Consider the following 16,838-nt stretch of genomic DNA (forward strand, 5'->3'; position numbering starts at 1 on the left):
GGGCCCCGGGACGGGTGCGTGCCGTTCCGGGGAGTGGTGGGCGGCCGGTTGTCAGGTGGCCGGGCCGCGCAGGACGGCGACGGCGCGGGGCCCGAGGGTGAGCAGGCCGTCGGCGTCGGTGGTGCCGACGAGCACGTCACCGGACAGGCCCGGCACGGGCACGGCCGTGTCGGTGCGGTTCACCAGGAACAGGAACCGTCCGCCGGGGCCCCGCCGCACCACGGGCTCGACCAGCCCGCGGGCCTCCGCGGGCAGTTCGCTGTCCACACCGGCCGGCTCCAGCAGCCGGGGCAGCAGGGCCGTGAGTCCCTCGACGCCGAGCCGGGTGGAGACGTACGCGGCCGAACCGGAACCCGCCGGGCGGCGGGTGACGGCGGGGCGGGCCGGCCGGTCTGGAGGCCGGTGCGGTAGCGGGACAGCACCTCGGTGCCCTCGGCCGTCACGGTGATCCGGTCGGTCCACAGGCTGCCGGTCAGGCCGTCGTCCAGCTCCACGCCCACTCCGGGGAGCAGTGGGCCGAACTCCTCGATGCGGATGCCGAGCAGGTCGCGCAGGGCGCCCGGGTAGCCGCCGAGCCAGACGTGGTCGTGCTCGTCCACGACACCGGAGAAGTACGTGGTGATCAGGTGGCCGCCCTGTTCGGCGTACCGGGTGAGCGTCTTGGCCAGGTCGGCGGTGACCATGTGCAGCACGGGGGCGATGAGCACCTGGTGGCGGTGCAGGTCGGCCCGGGTGGTGACGAGGTCGGCGCGGATGCCGAGGGCCAGGAGCGCCGAGTACCAGTCGAGCGCCTCCTGCCGGTAGTCGAGCAGCGAGGTGGGGTGCGAGTCCTGCTCGCTCGCCCACCACGACTCCCAGTCGTAGAGGATCCCGACCCGGGCGGGCTCCCGCTCGGTCCCGGCGACCGGGGCGAGGTCCTTCAGGGTGGCGCCGAGCGCGGTCACGGCCCGGAACAGTTCGCTGTCCGCCCCGGCGTGCGGCACCATCGCCGAGTGGTACTTCTCGGCGCCCGCCGCCGACTGCCGCCACTGGAAGTAGCAGACCGCGTCCGCCCCGTGCGCGACGTGCAGCAGGGCGTCACGGGCCAGGTCGCCGGGGGCCTTGGGCACGTTCACCGGCTGCCAGTTGACGGCGCTGGTGGAGTGCTCCATCAGGAACCAGGGCCGGCCGCCGGAGATGCCGCTGGTGAGGTTGGCGGAGAAGGACAGCTCGTCGCGGTCCTGCGGACCGGGGTGGACGTAGTGGTCGTTGGAGACGAAGTCGACCTCGCCCGCCCAGTCCGGGTAGTTCATGCCCTTGGTGCCGCCCGTCACCATGAAGTTGGTGGTGACGGGGACGTCCGGCGTGAGTTCCCGCAGGATCTCCCGCTCGGCCCGCAGGTGGTCCTTCAGCGCGTCCGACGAGAACCGCTTGAAGTCCAGCTGCTGCGTGGGGTTCGGGTGGGAGGCGGCCAGCCGGGGCGGCAGGATCTGCTCCCAGTCGGTGTACCGCTGCGACCAGAAGGCCGTGCCCCAGGCGCTGTTGAGCGCGTCGAGGGTGGTGTAGCGGGCGCGCAGCCAGTCCCGGAAGGCGCGGGCCGCGTCGTCGGAGTAGTCGTAGACGTTGTGGCAGCCCAGCTCGTTGTTGACGTGCCAGGCCACCAGCGCCGGGTGGCCGGCGTAGCGGCTCGCCAGCTCCCGCACCAGGCGCAGCGCGTACCGGCGGAACACCGGCGAGGTGGGACGCCAGTGCTGGCGCGCCCCCGGCCACAGCGTCTCGCCGGTGGCCGTGACCGGCAGGATCTCCGGGTGGGCCGTGGTGAGCCACGGCGGCGGGGAGGCGGTGGCGGTGGCCAGGTCGACGCCGATGCCGTGCGCGTGCAGCAGGTCCATGACCTCGTCCAGCCAGGCGAAGTCGTAGGTGTCCTCGGCCGGCTGGAGGAGGGCCCAGGAGAAGATCCCGACGGAGACGAGGTTCACGCCGGCCTCGCGCATCAGCCGGACGTCCTCCTCCCACACGGTACGGGGCCACTGCTCGGGGTTGTAGTCGGCGCCGTAGACGAGACGCGGGGCGGGGTCACCGTCCGGCCCGGCGGTGCGGGACAGGAGGGTGGAGATCATGGCGGTCCTTCCGGGGTGGGGGGCGGCGCGGGTGCGCGCGCCGTCCGGCACGTGTGCTGCTCGGCGGCTACTTCTCGACGGTGAAGCCCTGCTCGTTGCCGTAGTCGACGGAGGCCTTCCGCCAGCTCTCGAGCCCCTCGGCCAGCGTGGTGTCCGAGACGTAGGCCTTGCCGACGGTGTCGTTGAAGATCGAGTTGGCGTACACCTGGTACGGCAGGTACGACCAGTCGTCGGCGACGTTCGCGGCCGACTCGGCGAACACCTTGTTGGCCTGCTGCCCGCCGAAGTACGGGAACTCGGTGTTCCGGAACTCCTCGGAGTTCAGCTGCGCGGTGGTGGCCGGGAAGGCACCGCCCTTCACGCGCGTGTCCACGCCCTTGCCGGCGTTGGCGTACTCCACGAAGGCGTAGGAGAGGGCCTCGTTGCCGCCCAGCTCGGGCAGGGTGAGGGCGCTGCCGCCGTTCTCCGCGCTCGCCGTGCCGCCCGCCTGCCACTGCGGCAGCGGTGCGACGCGCCAGTCACCGGCGGCGTCCTTCACGCCGGAGGCGAGGTTGGCGGGCATCCAGGCGCCGATGGCCAGGGTGGCGATGGTGCCGTCGCCGAGGCCCTTGTACCACTCGTCGGACCAGCTGGTGACGGGCGCGACCAGCTTCTCGTCGAGGAGCTTCTGCCAGGTGTCGGTGTAGGCCTTGGCGCCCCGGTCGGAGAAGTCGATGCCCACCTTGGTGCCGTCCACCCGGTACGGGCGTGAACCGGCCTGCCACAGCAGGCTGGTGGTGAAGCCCGCGTCACCGGCGTCGTTGGTGATGTACGCCTTCGGGTCCGCCTTCTTCAGGGCGCGGGCCGCCTCCACGTACTCGCCCCACGTGGCCGGCACCTCGATGCCGTGCTTGTCGAAGACCTTCTTGTTGTAGAACAGCGCCATCGGGCCGGAGTCCATGGGCAGGCCGTAGATGCCCTCGCCGCCGGCCTTCACACCGTTCCACGGGCCGGGGGAGAACCGGTCGGCGAGCTTGTCGGCGCCGAAGCCCGTGAGGTCGGTGAGCTGCTCGGTCAGCGCGTACTGGCCCATGGCGTAGTACTCGACCTGGGCGACGTCCGGGACGCCCTTCTTGGCGGAGATGGCGTTCTGCAGCGCCTTGTACTGGTCGTTGTTGGTGCCCGCGTTGACCAGGTTCACCTCGACCTTCGGGTGTTCCTTCTCGAAGTCGGCGGCCACCTGCTCCAGCGTGGGTTCCCACGCCCAGACGGTGATCGTGCCGCCCTTGTCCAGCGCGGCCCGGACGTCCGACTCGGAGACCGTCTTCGGGCCCGAGCCCTCGTCGCCGGAGCCGCCGCAGGCGGTGGCGCCCAGGGCGAGGGCGCAGACGAGGCCGATGCCGCGCAGCAGGCGGCGGGAGTGCTTCTGCATGGTCGTGCTTCCACTTCTTCGTGGCCGAAACCGTGACCGATGGGAGGGGAGGTGGGCAGGGACGGCCACCGTGCGGACACCGGCCGTCCGGGCAGGGCGGCGGGGCGGGCGGGCCGCGCGGCGGCACACGGCGGACGGGTGCGCTATTCCTTGACGCTTCCGGCGGCGAGCCCGGACTGCCAGTACTTCTGGAGCAGCAGGAACGCGGCGATCAGCGGGACGATGGTGACCAGTGAGCCGGTGACGACCAGATGGAAGACGGGCTCGCCGCCGGCGGTCGCGGCCTGGGCGTTCCAGCTGTTCAGGCCCAGGGTGAGCGGATACCAGTCCGGATCCTTGATCATGATCAGCGGCAGGAAGTAGTTGTTCCAGGTCGCGACCATGGTGAACAGCGAGACGGTGACGATGCCCGGCGCCAGCAGCGGCAGGGCGACCTGGAAGAAGGTGCGCACCTCGCCGGCGCCGTCGATCCTGGCCGCTTCCATCAGCTCGGTCGGAATGGCCTCACTGGCGAACACCCACATCAGGTACAGCCCGAACGGGGAGATCAGCGAGGGGATGATCACCGCCCAGGGGGTGTTGGTGAGGCCCATGGTGCTGAACATCAGGAAGGTCGGCACCGCCAGCGCGGTCCCCGGCACGGCCACCGCGCCGATGACGACGGCGAACACGGCCCGGCGCCCGGGGAAGTCGAACTTGGCGAGGGCGTAACCGCCCAGCACCGCGAGGAAGGTGGCACCGCCCGCGCCGACCACCACGTACAGCAGGGTGTTGAGCAGCCAGCGGGTGAAGACGCCGTCGCCGTAGGTGAACGTCTCGGCGATGTTGTCCCAGAGGGCGAAGTCGTCGTCGAACCACAGGCCGAACGAACGCGACAGCCCCTCCTGGGTCTTGGTGGCGCTGATCACCAGCCACACCAGCGGCACCAGGCTGTACAGCAGCACCAGCCCGGTGAGCACGGTCAGCAGGACGCTGCGCCGGGGCCGGCCGGGGGAGTGCGGGCGTCGCGGGGTGCGCAGCCGGACGGCGGCGCGCGACGGCGGGGAGGCCGCGGAACCGGCGGAGGCGGGGGTGACGGTAGTGGTCATCGCTGCTTCACACTCCCTTGCGCATGCCGCGCAGCTGGACGACATAGGCGATGACCATGGTGATCAGCCCCATGACGATGGCGACCGTCGCGGAGTAGTTGTGCTGCTGGCCGGAGAAGGACAGCGAGTACGTGTAGAAGTTGGGGGTGTAGTCGGTGGTGATGGCGTTGGGCGCCAGCTTCTGCATCACGCTGGGCTCGTTGAACAGCTGGAAGCTGCCGATGATGGAGAAGATCGTCGCGATGACCAGCGCGCCGCGGATCGCGGGCAGTTTGATGGCGGTGATCACGCGGATCTGGCCGGCGCCGTCGATCTCGGCCGCCTCGTACAGGGAGTTCGGTACGACGCGCAGCGCCGAGTAGAAGATCAGCATGTTGTAGCCGACGAACTCCCAGGTGACGATGTTGCCGATGGCGGCCAGCACCAGGTCGGGGGAGAGCGGGTCGGGCAGCGAGATGTTGAAGGCGTCGTTCAGGTCGCCGACGAGGCCGAACCGGGTGCCGTACATGAAGCTCCACATGAGCGTCGCGACGACCGCCGGGACCGCGTACGGCAGGAAGACCGAGATGCGGAAGAAGTTCTTCCCGTAGAGCCGGCCGCTGTCCAGGGCGAGGGCGACGAGCAGGGCGATGCCGAGCATGACCGGCACCTGCACGCACAGGAAGAGCGAGACCCGGCCGAGGGCGTCCCAGAACCGTTCGTCGCGCAGGGCCTGTTGGTAGTTGTCGAGGCCGACGAAGGTGGTCCCGCCGATGAGCTGGTCGCGGAAGAGGCTGAGATGGAGCGAGTACGCGATCGGCGCCAGGAAGACCAGGGCGAACACGGCCACGAACGGACCGATGAAGCCCCATCCGGTCCAGGAGCGTCGGTCCCGCCGCGCCGGGGGCGGGGCGGGCCGCGGCCCTGCGGCCGCCGGCGGTTGCAGCGTCGTCATGTCGTTCCTCGCTCGTCGCCATTGCGGGACCGGCGGCTGTCCCGGCCCGCAGCCCGGGCGGCATGCCCCCGGGCTCACTGATGTTTGCGTAAACATCGAGCACCGCGAAGTGCGCGATGAGCTGTTATGTTTACGTAAACATCCGATGGCGGCATGTTTACACTGCCCCGAGGACGGCGGTCAAGGGTCCTTCAGGCCCCGGGACCGCGGGCAACGACAGGAAGGCGGCTGACGTCGAAGTGGACACGGTTGAGGAAGCGCCGGCGGAGCTGCCCGGCCCCGCCGCCGAAACGGCCGGGACCGCACGGGAGACGACCGGCCGCGCTCCCGCGGCCCCGCGGCGCGCCCGCGCCTCCGCGTCCATGGCGGACGTGGCCCGGCTCGCGGGCGTCTCGTCGCAGACCGTCTCCCGCGTCTCCAACGGCTACGCGGGCGTGACCGAGGAGACCCGCCGCCAGGTGCTGGCCGCGATGAAGGAACTCGGCTACCGGCCCAACAGCGCGGCCCGCGCCCTCAAACGCGGCGAGTTCCGCACCATCGGCGTCATCACCTTCTCCCTGTCCACCACCGGCAACGTGCGCACACTGGAGGCGATCGCCACCTCCGCCGCCGCCGAGGGCTACGCGGTGACGCTGCTGCCGGTCGCCGTGCCCACCCAGGACGAGGTGCGCGGCGCGTTCTCCCGGCTGGAGGAACTCGCCGTCGACGCGGTGATCGTCATCATGGAGGTGCACCTGCTGGACGCGGCGACGATCCAACTGCCGCCGCACGTCCAGGTGGTGGTCGTCGACTCCGACGCGGGGGACCACTACACGGTCGTCGACACCGACCAGCACGGCGGCACCCGCGCCGCCGTCCGGCATCTGCTGGACCTCGGCCACCGCACCGTGTGGCACCTGGGCGGCCCCGAGGACTCCTTCGCCGCGCAGCGCCGCACGGACGCCTGGCGCGCCGCCCTCGTCGAGGCCGGCCGGGTGCCGCCGCCCCTCATCCGGGGCGACTGGTCGGCGGACTCGGGCTACCGGGCCGGACTCGAACTCGCCGCCCGGGACGACTGCACCGCGGTGTTCGCCGCCAACGACCAGATGGCCCTGGGCCTGCTGCGGGCCCTGCACGAACGCGGCCGTCGCGTTCCCGACGACGTCAGCGTCATCGGCTTCGACGACATCCCCGAGGCGTCGTCCTTCCTGCCGCCGCTGACCACCGTCCACCAGGACTTCGCCGAGGTGGGGCGGCTGTGCGTCCAGGCGGTGCTGCGCAAGATGCGCCAGGTCGGCCCGGAGCGGGGCACCACCCTCGTACCGACGCGGCTGGTGCGGCGCGACAGCACCGCGCCGCCGCCGCGCCCCGCCCGGTGAGCGAACATCATTGCGGCAGGCGTGAGTTGCTGTGCGAGACTGGTTGATCGTCAGGAACTTGCCAGCCACTTTCGGGACGGACACCCCCATGCCGACCGGTACCCCCGCCACCCCCGCGCGGATCGACACCAGCAAGGCGCATCCGGCGCGGGTCTACGACTGGCTCCTCGGCGGCAAGGACAACTACCCGGTCGACGAGGCCGTGGGGGAGAAGCTGCCGCCCGAGGCGCGGGACGCCGCCCGGCAGAACCGGCAGTTCATGCACCGGGCCGCCGCCTGGCTCGCCGGGCAGGGCATCGACCAGTTCCTCGACATCGGCACGGGCATCCCCACGGAGCCGAACCTGCATCAGATCGTGCAGCGCGTCGTCCCGTCCGCGAAGGTCGTCTACACCGACAACGACCCGATCGTGCTGCGGCACGCGGAGGCCCTGCTGATCAGCAGCCCCGAGGGCGCCACCGACTACGTCCAGGCCGATGTGCGCGATCCCGGCGACATCGTCCGGCACGCGCGCGGAGTGCTCGACTTCGACCGCCCGGTCGCCCTGTCCCTGATCGCGCTGCTGCACTTCCTGCCGGACGACCAGGATCCGCTCGGCATCGTCGCCGAACTGCGGGCGGCCCTGCCGTCGGGCAGCCACCTCGTGCTCTCGCACGCCGCGTCCGACCTGCACTCCGAGCTGGCGGAACAGGTCACCGCCGAGTACGCCCGTGCGGGCATCCGCCTGGGCTTCCGCACCCGCGCGGAGGTCGCCCGCTTCTTCGACGGACTGGACCTGGTCGAACCCGGTCTGGTGACCGCGCCCGAGTGGTACCGGACCGGCCCGGCGCCCGCCGCCGAGGACAGCGGCATCTACGCCGGAGTGGCCCGGGTGCCCTGAGGCCGCGCACCACGGCAGGCGGGCCGACCCGGGGTTGCGCGGGCGTGTAGTGTAAGGCCGGTTGCAGTTGTGGTAGCCGAAAGGCTCGAGGGGCGACAGGAACGCCTCTCTTCCTCATGACGTTCACTCGGCAGTCGGGGCCCGGATCACGAGCGGTACACGATCCCGCTCCGCTGCCGGTCATCCGGCTGTGGGCGTTCCTTGGGAGGTGCCACCTCAAGGAAGGTTCCGCTTGAATCGCGTCCGCACCAACAGTCGTTCCCGCACGCGCACCCGCACCGGGGGGACGGCATCGGGCCGCTCCGGTGGCTCCCGCCGCTCGGCGGGCCAGGGCTCACGAGGGCCCTCGGGACAGGTCGAATTCGCTCTGCCGGTGACGGTCACCCCGGCCCTGCCCGCCGTGCGGGACTTCGCCGAGCTGCCCCTGCCGGCCCAGATGCTGGCCGCGCTCGGCCACGAGGGCGTGACGGTGCCGTTCCCGATCCAGGCGGCGACCCTGCCCAACTCCCTGGCCGGCCGCGACGTGCTCGGCCGCGGCCGCACCGGATCCGGCAAGACCCTCGCCTTCGGGCTCGCGCTGCTGGCCCGTACGGCCGGCCGGCGCGCCGAGCCCCGGCAGCCGCTCGCGCTGGTCCTCGTGCCGACCCGCGAGCTGGCCCAGCAGGTCACCGACGCGCTCACGCCGTACGCCCGTGCCCTGGGACTGCGGCTGGCGACCGTCGTGGGCGGGATGTCGATCGGCAGGCAGGCGGGAACCCTGCGGGGCGGCGCCGAGGTCGTCGTCGCGACGCCCGGCCGGCTCAAGGACCTCATCGACCGCGGGGACTGCCGGCTGGACGAGGTCGCGATCACCGTCCTCGACGAGGCCGACCAGATGACCGACATGGGCTTCATGCCCCAGGTCACCAGGCTGCTGGACCAGGTACGGGCCGACGGCCAGCGGATGCTCTTCTCCGCCACGCTCGACCGCAACGTCGACCAGCTGGTCCGCCGCTACCTGACCGACCCGGTGGTCCACTCCGTCGACCCGTCCGCGGGCGCCGTCACCACGATGGAGCACCACGTGCTCCACGTCGACGACACGGACAAGCGCCGCACGACGACCGAGATCGCGGCACGGGACGGCCGCGTGATCATGTTCCTGGACACCAAGCACGCGGTGGACAAGCTGACCAAGCACCTGCTGAACAGCGGCGTCCGCGCCGCGGGCCTGCACGGCGGCAAGTCCCAGCCCCAGCGCACCCGGACCCTCGCCCAGTTCAAGGACGGGCAGGTGACGGTACTGGTGGCGACGAACGTCGCGGCGCGCGGCATCCACGTCGACAACCTCGACCTGGTCGTCAACGTCGATCCGCCCGGCGACCACAAGGACTACCTGCACCGCGGCGGACGCACGGCCCGCGCCGGCGAGTCCGGCAGCGTCATCACCCTGGTGACGCGCGACCAGCGCCGCGACATGGCCCGGCTGATGGCGCAGGCGGGGATCACCCCGCGGATCACCCAGGTGCGGCCGGGCGACCCGGAACTGAGCCGCATCACGGGTGCCCGGACCCCGTCCGGCGTTCCGGTCGTCATCGCCGCGCCCGTCGTGGAACCGCCCCGCCGCGCGGCGTCCGCGCCGTCCCGCGGCCGCCGCGGACGCACCGGCCAGGGCCGCGCCCGGCAGGCACGCGGCACCCAGGCCCCCACCACCGAGAGCGGTACGGCCCAAGGAGGCCGCAGCCGCACCGCCGAGGGCCGTACGGTCCAGGGCGGCCGCACGGCCGAGGCCCGCACGGATCGAGGCGGCCGCACCGCCGAGCAGCGCACCGCGCAGCAGCGGACCGGACAGGGACGGCGGGGCACCGGCGAGACGCCGCGCCGCCGTACCCGCAGGGAGCCGGACGCCGGACGCGCTGCCTGAGCGCCGCCCCTGCTGCCGGACGTCGAACGCGCTGCCTGAGCGCCGCCCGCCGGTTCCCGGCCGCCCCGCCCCGCGGACGGCCGGGAACCGGCGCAGCCGAACCGGGACACCGCGCCACTCCGTGACGGCATGACGAGAAAGCGACAGGGCGACATGGCGGTACGGTCGTGACGGCGGCCCCCACCGGACATGGCGCCCCGCGCTCCCGAACCGAGTCCCGGTCCGCCGCGAACCGCTCACCCACCCGCGTCGGCCCGTCTTCCTTCTCCCCCTGTGAGGCACCATGCGCTGCGTCATCGCCCGCTACCCGTTCGACCTGACCAAGGCCGGAGTCCTGGAGTCGATGAAGGGCGTCACGCCCGAACCGATCACGGGCGAGTCCGTGACCGTCGGCCGCCGCCGCTACCCCGCCAAGCAGGTGGGACAGGTCGTCACCCGCCAGGACCGCCGCGACTTCACCAGCGGCGAGGTCGTCCGGGCGATGACCCGCCTCGGCTTCACCTGCCACGCCCACCCGGACGCCGAGCCGCCGGCGGCTGCCCTCTCCCCGCTCGAGACGGCGTCGGAACTGCTGGGCCACCCGGCCCCCGCGCAGGACTGAGGAACGGCACCCACCGGCCGACGCGTCCGCACCAGCCTGCGGACGCCGACGGTGACGCGGACCCTGCGGCCACCGCCGAAGGATCACCGGGCTAGCGTCCTCCCATGGACGTTCCTCGTGCAGTGGGCCGCCGGCGGCCGTCGCCGGGCGGCGGTGACGTGACCGGGGCCGCGGCGTGACGCCGGTGGAGATGCTCGGCGTGTTCGGCGCGGGCATCGCCGCCGGTGCCATGAACGCCGTCGTCGGCTCGGGCACGCTGGTCACCTTTCCCGTGCTGCTCGCCACCGGGCTGTCCCCGGTCGTCGCGACCGTCTCCAACGCCCTCGGTCTGATCCCCGGCTCCGTCAGCGGAGCCATCGGCTACCGCAGGGAACTCGCCGGCCAGGGCCGGCGCGTGCGCAGGCTCGGCATCGGCTCGGCGGCGGGCGGGCTCGCGGGCGCCACGCTGCTGCTGGCCCTGCCCGCCGAGGCGTTCGAGACCATCGTGCCGACGCTGGTGGGACTCGCCCTCGTCCTCGTCGCGTGCCAGCCCCTGATCAGCGGCAAGCTGCGCGCCCGCGGCCGGTCCGAGAAGCGCCCGGCCCGGCGTGACGGCGGGCTGCCGCTGCTCGCCGGCCTGACCCTCGCCAGCGTCTACGGCGGCTACTTCGCCGCCGCGCAGGGCATCGTCTACGTCGCCCTGATGGGGCTGCTCCTCGACGAACCGCTGCAGCGCCTCAACGCCGTCAAGAACGTGCTCGTGGCGATCGTCAACCTGGTCGCCGCGACGTTCTTCCTCTTCGTCGCCGACTTCGACTGGACGGCCGTGGCCCTGCTCGCGGCCGGTTCCGCGCTGGGAGGCGCGCTCGGCGCGCGGACCGGCCGCAGGTTCCGCCCGGCGGTCCTGCGCGGTCTGGTCGTCGTGATCGGCACCGTCGCCCTCGTCCAACTGCTGCTCCGCTGACGGACGGCCCGGCCACCGGCCGCGTTTTTGTCGTGCACCTTGCAAACCGGGGTCCGCTCTAGTTCCATCGGCGTTAGGAAACTTTCCTAACCATCCAGCACCTGGACGGAGCCCCCCCATGACACCGGCACGCTTCACGCACCGCCCCGCCGCGGCCGCCGCTGCCCTCGCCAGTGCCCTCCTCCTCGCCCTGACCGCCGCACCCGCGGCCCCCGCCGCGCCGGCCCCCACCCGCGCGGCCGCCACCCCCGTCGCCGCCAACGGGCAGCTCACCGTCTGCGGCACCCACCTCTGCAACGAGCACGGCAACCCCGTACAACTGCGCGGCATGAGCACCCACGGCACCCAGTGGTACGCCCGGTGCCTGACCGACGGCTCGCTCGACGCCCTCGCCCAGGACTGGGGCGCCGACGTCCTGCGTGTCTCCACCTACGTCCAGGAAGGCGGCTACGAGACCGACCCGGCGCGCTTCACCGACCTCGCCGACTCCCTGATCCGGCAGGCGAGCGACCGCGGCATGTACGTGATCGTCGACTGGCACATGCTCGACCCCGGCGACCCCCACCACAACCTGGACCGGGCCCGGACGTTCTTCACCGAGATCGCCCGCCGCCACAAGGACCGCGACAACATCCTCTACGAGATCGCCAACGAGCCCAGCGGGGTCGACTGGCCGCGCATCAAGAGCTACGCCGAGCAGATCATCCCGGTCGTCCGCGGCATCGACGCCGACGCCCCCGTCCTCGTCGGCACCCGCGCCTGGTCCTCGTTCGGCGTCTCCGAGGGCGCTGACGAGTCGGAGGTGGTGAACGACCCGGTCGACGCCTCGAACATCATGTACACCTTCCACTTCTACGCCGACTCGCACCGCGACGAGTACCTGGCCGCGCTCTCCCGCGCCGCGGACCGCCTCCCGGTGTTCGTCACGGAGTTCGGCACCCAGAACTACGCCGGCGAGGGCGACAACGACTTCGCCATGTCCCAGCGCTACCTCGACCTGATGGCGAGCAAGAAGATCAGCTGGGTCAACTGGAACTTCTCCGACGACCACCGCACCGGCGCCGTCCTCAACCCCGGCACCTGCGCCGACGGCGGCCCCTGGACGGGCACGTCGTCGCTCAAGCCCGCCGGTGTCTGGATCCGGGACCGGATCAGGACACCGGACGCCTTCCCGGTGGACTGACCGCCACCGGCCCCGGCCCGTCCCGGCCCGTCCGGTTCCGTCGCGCCGGACGGACCGGACGGGCCGTCCGGCTACGGCAGGATCGAGTCCACGTAGCCGCCGTCGACGCGCAGCGCCCCGCCGGTGGTGGCGGAGGCCTGGTCGGAGCTGAGGTAGACGACCATGTTGGCGACCTCCTCCGGCTCGATCAGCCGTTGCAGCAGCGACTGCGGCCGGTGCTCGCGCATGAACGCCCGCTGCGCCTCGTCCCACGGCAGTGCGCGGTCCACCAGCTCGTAGACGAAGTCCTCCACACCGCCGGTGTGCGTCGGGCCGGCGACGACCGAGTTCACCGTGACGCCGGTGCCCGCCGCCTGCTTGGCGAACCCGCGGCTCACGGCGAGCAGCGCCGTCTTGGACATCCCGTAGTGGATCATCTCGGCCGGAGTGACGATCGCCGAGTCGCTGGCGATGTACTGCACGCGCCCCCAGCCCCGTTCGGTCATGCCGGGCAGGAAGAGGCGGGTCAGCCGGACGGCGGACAGGACGTTCACCTCGAAGTAGCGCCGCCACTCCGCGTCGGTGATCTCCAGCGGGTCCGCGGCCCCGAAGACGCCGAGGTTGTTGACGAGGACGTCCACCCGGGGCAGCGCCTCGGCCACCTGCTCCGCGCCGGCCTCGGTGGTCACGTCCGCGGCGACGGGCACCACCTCGGCGCCGGGCACCTCCCGTTCGAGCGCGGCGGCGGCTTCCCGTACGCGCTCCGCCGAGCGCCCGTTGACCGCGACCCGCGCGCCCGCCCGCGCCAGCCCGGTGGCGATCGCCGCGCCGATGCCCTGGGTGGACCCGGTGACCAGCGCGGTGCGCCCCTTGAGATCGATCTGCACGTCCTTGCGTCCCCTCTGCTGCGATGGATGGCGCCGCCGCAATCAGTTGCGTGCGCGCACTACCCGCTTGAGCTTGCTGCTTCCCCGGCCGGAGTCCGTCGAATCATCGTGCCGCGAGTCGTGGGCATACGCTTTTCGTAGCGCACGTGAGAGGCGGGAGACCGACGTGACGGGCGAGCAAGCGGACGTGCCGGAGAACCGGAAGCCGGCCGAGGAGACGGACACCGCGACGAGCGGACGCGATCTGCTCGACGGACTGGAGGTGGACGACCGCCGTCCCGAGCGGCCCGTGCTCCTCGACGCCGACGGCACCCCGATCGCGACCTGGCGGGAGAACCACCCCTACGACCGCAAGATCCGCAGGGCGGAGTACGACCGGACCAAACGCATCCTGCAGATCGAGCTGCTGAAGATGCAGCGGTGGGTGAAGGACACCGGCCAGCGGATCGTCGTGGTCTGCGAGGGACGCGACGCGGCCGGCAAGGGCGGCACCATCCAGCGGTTCATGGAACGCCTCAATCCCCGCGGCGCCCGCGTGGTGGCCCTGGAGAAGCCCACCGAACGCGAGGCGGGGCAGTGGTACTTCCAGCGCTACGTGGCCCATCTGCCGGCCCGGGGCGAGATCGTCTTCTTCGACCGCTCCTGGTACAACCGCGCCGGTGTGGAGCGGGTCATGGGCTTCTGCACGGACGAGGAGTACCACCAGTTCCTCGAACAGGCACCGATGTTCGAGCGGTTGCTCACCGACGACGGCATCATGCTGGTGAAGTTCTGGTTCTCCGTGTCCCGGGCCGAGCAGCGCACCCGGTTCGCCATCCGCCAGGTCGACCCGGTGCGCCGCTGGAAGCTGTCGCCGATGGACATCGCCTCGCTCGACCTCTGGGACGACTACACCACCGCCAAGGTCGAGATGTTCCGGGCGACGGACACCCCGCACGCGCCGTGGACGGTCGTGAAGAACAACGACAAGCGGCGGGGCCGGCTCGAGGCCATGCGCTCCCTGCTCGACCGCTGCGACTATCCGGCGAAGGACCACGCGGCCCTGGGAAAACCGGACCCGCTGATCGTGGGCGCGGCGGACACGCTGCTGGAGGCCGGTGAGGAACCCGCGGCCCTCTCACCGACCCCCCTGGCAGGCCCCGGCCACGGCCCGGGAAGCCACCCGGGCGACTGACCGCCGGCCGCGCTCAGCCCAGCGGCACCGTCACCTCGCCCGTCCCCGTCGCCTCCGGCCCGCCGGGGACGCGCACCGTGAACGGGCGGTCCGTCCCCGACACCGTCACCCGCAGCGCGTCGCCGTCCCGCCGCACCCGGAACGTCGCGGCCGGCAGTCCCGCGCCGTCCGGCACCGTGACCTCGGCCGTGTGGTCGGGCGCGGCCGAGGGGTGCACGAGCAGGACCGGGGCGTCGAGCCAGTCGCCGTCGGGCCGGGAGTCGTCGCCGGCCAGCGGCAGCACCGCGCCCTCACGGACGTACAGCGGAAGGCTGTCGTAGCCGTGGTGCTCGGTGCGCCAGGCGGGGCCGGTGACCCGTTCGCCGCTGAGCAGATGGGTCCAGGTGCCCGCCGGCAGGTAGACCTCCACCTCGCCGTCCTCGCTGAACACCGGCGCGACCAGCAGGTCGGGGCCCAGCATGTACTGGCGGTCGAGCGGGCGGCACGCCGGATCGTGCGGGAACTCAAGGACCATGGGCCGCATCACGGGCACGCCCGTGCGGTGCGCCTCGACGGCGGCGCCGTACAGGTACGGCATCAGACGGTGCTTGAGCAGGGTGAACCGCCGGGCCACGTCGACCGCCTCGTCGCCGAACTCCCACGGCACGCGGTACGACGAGGAGCCGTGCAGCCGGCTGTGCGAGGACAGCAGGCCGAAGGCGAGCCAGCGCTTGAACACCGACGGGTCGGGCGTGCCCTCGAAGCCGCCGATGTCGTGGCTCCAGAACCCGAATCCGCTCAGCGACAGCGACAGGCCGCCCCGGAGCGACTCGGCCATCGCCTCGAACGACGACCAGCAGTCACCGCCCCAGTGCACCGGGAACTGCTGTCCGCCCGCGGTCGCGGAGCGGGCGAACAGCACGGCCTCGCCCTGTCCGCGCTCCTTCTCCAGCAGCTCGAAGACCGTCCGGTTGTACAGCTGCGTGTAGTAGTTGTGCATCCGCTCCGGGTCGGACCCGTCGTGCCAGACCACGTCCGTGGGCACGCGCTCGCCGAAGTCCGTCTTGAAGCAGTCCACGCCCTGGTCGAGGAAGGGCTTGAGCTTCGACTGGAACCAGGCGCGGGCGTCCGGGCTGGTGAAGTCGACCAGGCCCATGCCGGCCTGCCACAGGTCCCACTGCCACACGTCGCCGTTCGGACGGCGCACCAGGTGCCCGAGGGCGGCGGCCTCGTCGAAGAGCGGCGACTTCTGGGCGATGTACGGGTTGATCCAGAGGCTGATCCGCAGGCCCTTCTCCTTCAGCCGGGCCAGCATGCCGTCCGGGTCCGGGAAGACGTCCGGGTCCCACTGGAAGTCGCACCACTGGTACTCGCGCATCCAGAAGCAGTCGAAGTGGAAGACCGACAGCGGGATGCCGCGCTCGGCCATGCCGTCGACGAACGACGTCACCGTCCGCTCGTCGTAGGACGTGGTGAACGAGGTGCTCAGCCACAGACCGAAGGACCAGGCCGGCGGGAGGGCCGGGCGGCCGGTGAGGGCCGTGTAGCGGGTCAGCACCTCCTTCGGAGTGGGGCCGGCCACGACGTAGTACTCCAGCGACTGGTCCTCGACGCTGAACTGCACCTGCCCGACGGACTCGGAGCCGACCTCGAAGGAGACGGCGCCGGGATGGTTGACGAAGACGCCGTAGCCGCGGGAGGAGAGGTAGAACGGGACGTTCTTGTAGGCCTGCTCGCTGCTGGTGCCGCCGTCGGCCTGCCAGATGTCGACGGTCTGGCCGTTCTTGACGAACGGGGTGAAGCGCTCGCCCATGCCGTAGATCTGCTCGCCGACGCCCAGTGCCAGCCGGCTCAGCACGTGGTGCGCGCCCTCGCCGGTGGTGGCGAAGGCGGTGCTCTTCGCGCCGGCGCGGGTGAGCTCCCGCCCGTCCGCGTCGTGGAAGGTGAGCGCGAAGGGCCCGGACCCGTCCAGGCGCAGCGTCAGCGGACCGCTGGTCAGCTCGGTGACCGTGCCGTCCCGGCGCACCGACCCGGCGCCGCCCGCCTCGCCGGTCAGGGCGAAGTCGGGGCCCGGGCGGACCTTGCCGGCGTGATGGGTGACGCGCACGCCGATGACGCCCTCGGCGGGGGAGAAGCAGTCGACCGTGAGCAGGGGCGCGTTGAGGGTGTCGCCCCTGCGTGTCACTTTCTTCACGGCGGCATACCCGGTGAAGCGCTTCGATTCCGAGCGCACCTCACGCAGTTCGGTGGCGTACGCGATCTGGACGCCGTCGCGGATGCGCCAGAAACCGTCGGTGAATTTCATGATCTTCCTCGGAGGGGGAGGGCGGACGAGGCGCGGGAGGAAGCCTCTGACCAGGAACTATGACAGGAGCCGCAGAACCTGTCACGCCCTGGCGCGAGCAGATCCTATCGTTCG

At 71.9% G+C, this 16,838-nt stretch carries 12 protein-coding genes and 1 pseudogene; 7 read left to right on the forward strand and 6 right to left on the reverse strand.

Annotated elements, in window-relative coordinates:
- Positions 1 to 51: 51 nt before the first annotated feature.
- From FGW31_RS33425 to FGW31_RS33440, 4 genes and pseudogenes are all read right to left on the reverse strand, one after another.
- Positions 52 to 2,099: pseudogene (locus FGW31_RS33425) on the reverse strand (beta-galactosidase).
- Positions 2,100 to 2,166: 67 nt separating this feature from the next.
- Positions 2,167 to 3,510 (reverse strand): ABC transporter substrate-binding protein, encoded by a 1,344-nt coding sequence (locus tag FGW31_RS33430; RefSeq protein ID WP_142197363.1) that lies wholly within the window; start codon positions 3,508 to 3,510, stop codon positions 2,167 to 2,169.
- A gap of 143 nt (positions 3,511 to 3,653) precedes the next feature.
- Positions 3,654 to 4,598 carry a carbohydrate ABC transporter permease gene (locus FGW31_RS33435; protein WP_142197364.1) on the reverse strand — a complete coding sequence of 315 codons (945 nt, stop codon included), beginning with the start codon at positions 4,596 to 4,598 and terminating at the stop codon, positions 3,654 to 3,656.
- 7 nt (positions 4,599 to 4,605) lie between these two features.
- On the reverse strand, positions 4,606 to 5,532 hold the full coding sequence (locus FGW31_RS33440) for a carbohydrate ABC transporter permease (RefSeq protein ID WP_142197365.1): 927 nt from the start codon (positions 5,530 to 5,532) through the stop codon (positions 4,606 to 4,608).
- Between the two features lie 362 nt (positions 5,533 to 5,894).
- On the opposite strand from FGW31_RS33440, the gene FGW31_RS33445 reads away from it, so the two are divergent.
- From FGW31_RS33445 to FGW31_RS33470, 6 genes are all read left to right on the forward strand, one after another.
- Positions 5,895 to 6,890 carry a LacI family DNA-binding transcriptional regulator gene (locus FGW31_RS33445; RefSeq protein ID WP_161174378.1) on the forward strand — a complete coding sequence of 332 codons (996 nt, stop codon included), beginning with the start codon at positions 5,895 to 5,897 and terminating at the stop codon, positions 6,888 to 6,890.
- Between the two features lie 88 nt (positions 6,891 to 6,978).
- Positions 6,979 to 7,770 carry an SAM-dependent methyltransferase gene (locus FGW31_RS33450; protein ID WP_142197366.1) on the forward strand — a complete coding sequence of 264 codons (792 nt, stop codon included), beginning with the start codon at positions 6,979 to 6,981 and terminating at the stop codon, positions 7,768 to 7,770.
- 232 nt (positions 7,771 to 8,002) lie between these two features.
- Positions 8,003 to 9,673: a DEAD/DEAH box helicase gene (locus FGW31_RS33455; RefSeq protein ID WP_142197367.1), complete on the forward strand. Its 1,671-nt coding sequence runs from the start codon at positions 8,003 to 8,005 to the stop codon at positions 9,671 to 9,673.
- A gap of 283 nt (positions 9,674 to 9,956) precedes the next feature.
- Positions 9,957 to 10,274: an SCO5918 family protein gene (locus tag FGW31_RS33460; RefSeq protein ID WP_142197368.1), complete on the forward strand. Its 318-nt coding sequence runs from the start codon at positions 9,957 to 9,959 to the stop codon at positions 10,272 to 10,274.
- A 175-nt stretch (positions 10,275 to 10,449) separates the two neighbouring features.
- A complete protein-coding gene (locus FGW31_RS33465; RefSeq protein WP_142197369.1) occupies positions 10,450 to 11,217 on the forward strand; it encodes a sulfite exporter TauE/SafE family protein in 768 nt (255 codons plus the stop codon).
- A 118-nt stretch (positions 11,218 to 11,335) separates the two neighbouring features.
- Positions 11,336 to 12,400: a glycoside hydrolase family 5 protein gene (locus tag FGW31_RS33470; RefSeq protein ID WP_142197370.1), complete on the forward strand. Its 1,065-nt coding sequence runs from the start codon at positions 11,336 to 11,338 to the stop codon at positions 12,398 to 12,400.
- A 71-nt stretch (positions 12,401 to 12,471) separates the two neighbouring features.
- Here the strand turns inward: FGW31_RS33470 and FGW31_RS33475 are convergent, their stop codons facing one another.
- Entirely contained in the window at positions 12,472 to 13,266 is a 795-nt protein-coding gene (locus FGW31_RS33475; RefSeq protein WP_142197371.1) for an SDR family NAD(P)-dependent oxidoreductase, read from the reverse strand.
- A 166-nt stretch (positions 13,267 to 13,432) separates the two neighbouring features.
- Between FGW31_RS33475 and ppk2 the strand changes: the two genes are divergently transcribed.
- Complete coding sequence (gene ppk2 / locus FGW31_RS33480; protein ID WP_373303418.1) at positions 13,433 to 14,440, forward strand: polyphosphate kinase 2; 1,008 nt, start codon at positions 13,433 to 13,435, stop codon at positions 14,438 to 14,440.
- A gap of 13 nt (positions 14,441 to 14,453) precedes the next feature.
- Here the strand turns inward: ppk2 and yicI are convergent, their stop codons facing one another.
- Complete coding sequence (gene yicI / locus FGW31_RS33485) at positions 14,454 to 16,724, reverse strand: alpha-xylosidase (protein WP_142197372.1); 2,271 nt, start codon at positions 16,722 to 16,724, stop codon at positions 14,454 to 14,456.
- Positions 16,725 to 16,838 lie beyond the last annotated feature (114 nt).

The organism is Streptomyces calvus (assembly GCF_006782915.1).
GTDB lineage: Bacteria > Actinomycetota > Actinomycetes > Streptomycetales > Streptomycetaceae > Streptomyces > Streptomyces calvus.

Excerpts from the sequence above, each read along its gene's own strand:
- FGW31_RS33430 (WP_142197363.1), bottom strand. The coding sequence starts at position 3,510 with ATGCAGAAGCACTCCCGCCGCCTGCTGCGCGGCATCGGCCTCGTCTGC.
- FGW31_RS33435 (WP_142197364.1), bottom strand. The coding sequence starts at position 4,598 with ATGACCACTACCGTCACCCCCGCCTCCGCCGGTTCCGCGGCCTCCCCG.
- FGW31_RS33440 (WP_142197365.1), bottom strand. The coding sequence starts at position 5,532 with ATGACGACGCTGCAACCGCCGGCGGCCGCAGGGCCGCGGCCCGCCCCG.
- FGW31_RS33445 (WP_161174378.1), top strand. The coding sequence starts at position 5,895 with ATGGCGGACGTGGCCCGGCTCGCGGGCGTCTCGTCGCAGACCGTCTCC.
- FGW31_RS33450 (WP_142197366.1), top strand. The coding sequence starts at position 6,979 with ATGCCGACCGGTACCCCCGCCACCCCCGCGCGGATCGACACCAGCAAG.
- FGW31_RS33460 (WP_142197368.1), top strand. The coding sequence starts at position 9,957 with ATGCGCTGCGTCATCGCCCGCTACCCGTTCGACCTGACCAAGGCCGGA.
- FGW31_RS33470 (WP_142197370.1), top strand. The coding sequence starts at position 11,336 with ATGACACCGGCACGCTTCACGCACCGCCCCGCCGCGGCCGCCGCTGCC.
- yicI (WP_142197372.1), bottom strand. The coding sequence starts at position 16,724 with ATGAAATTCACCGACGGTTTCTGGCGCATCCGCGACGGCGTCCAGATC.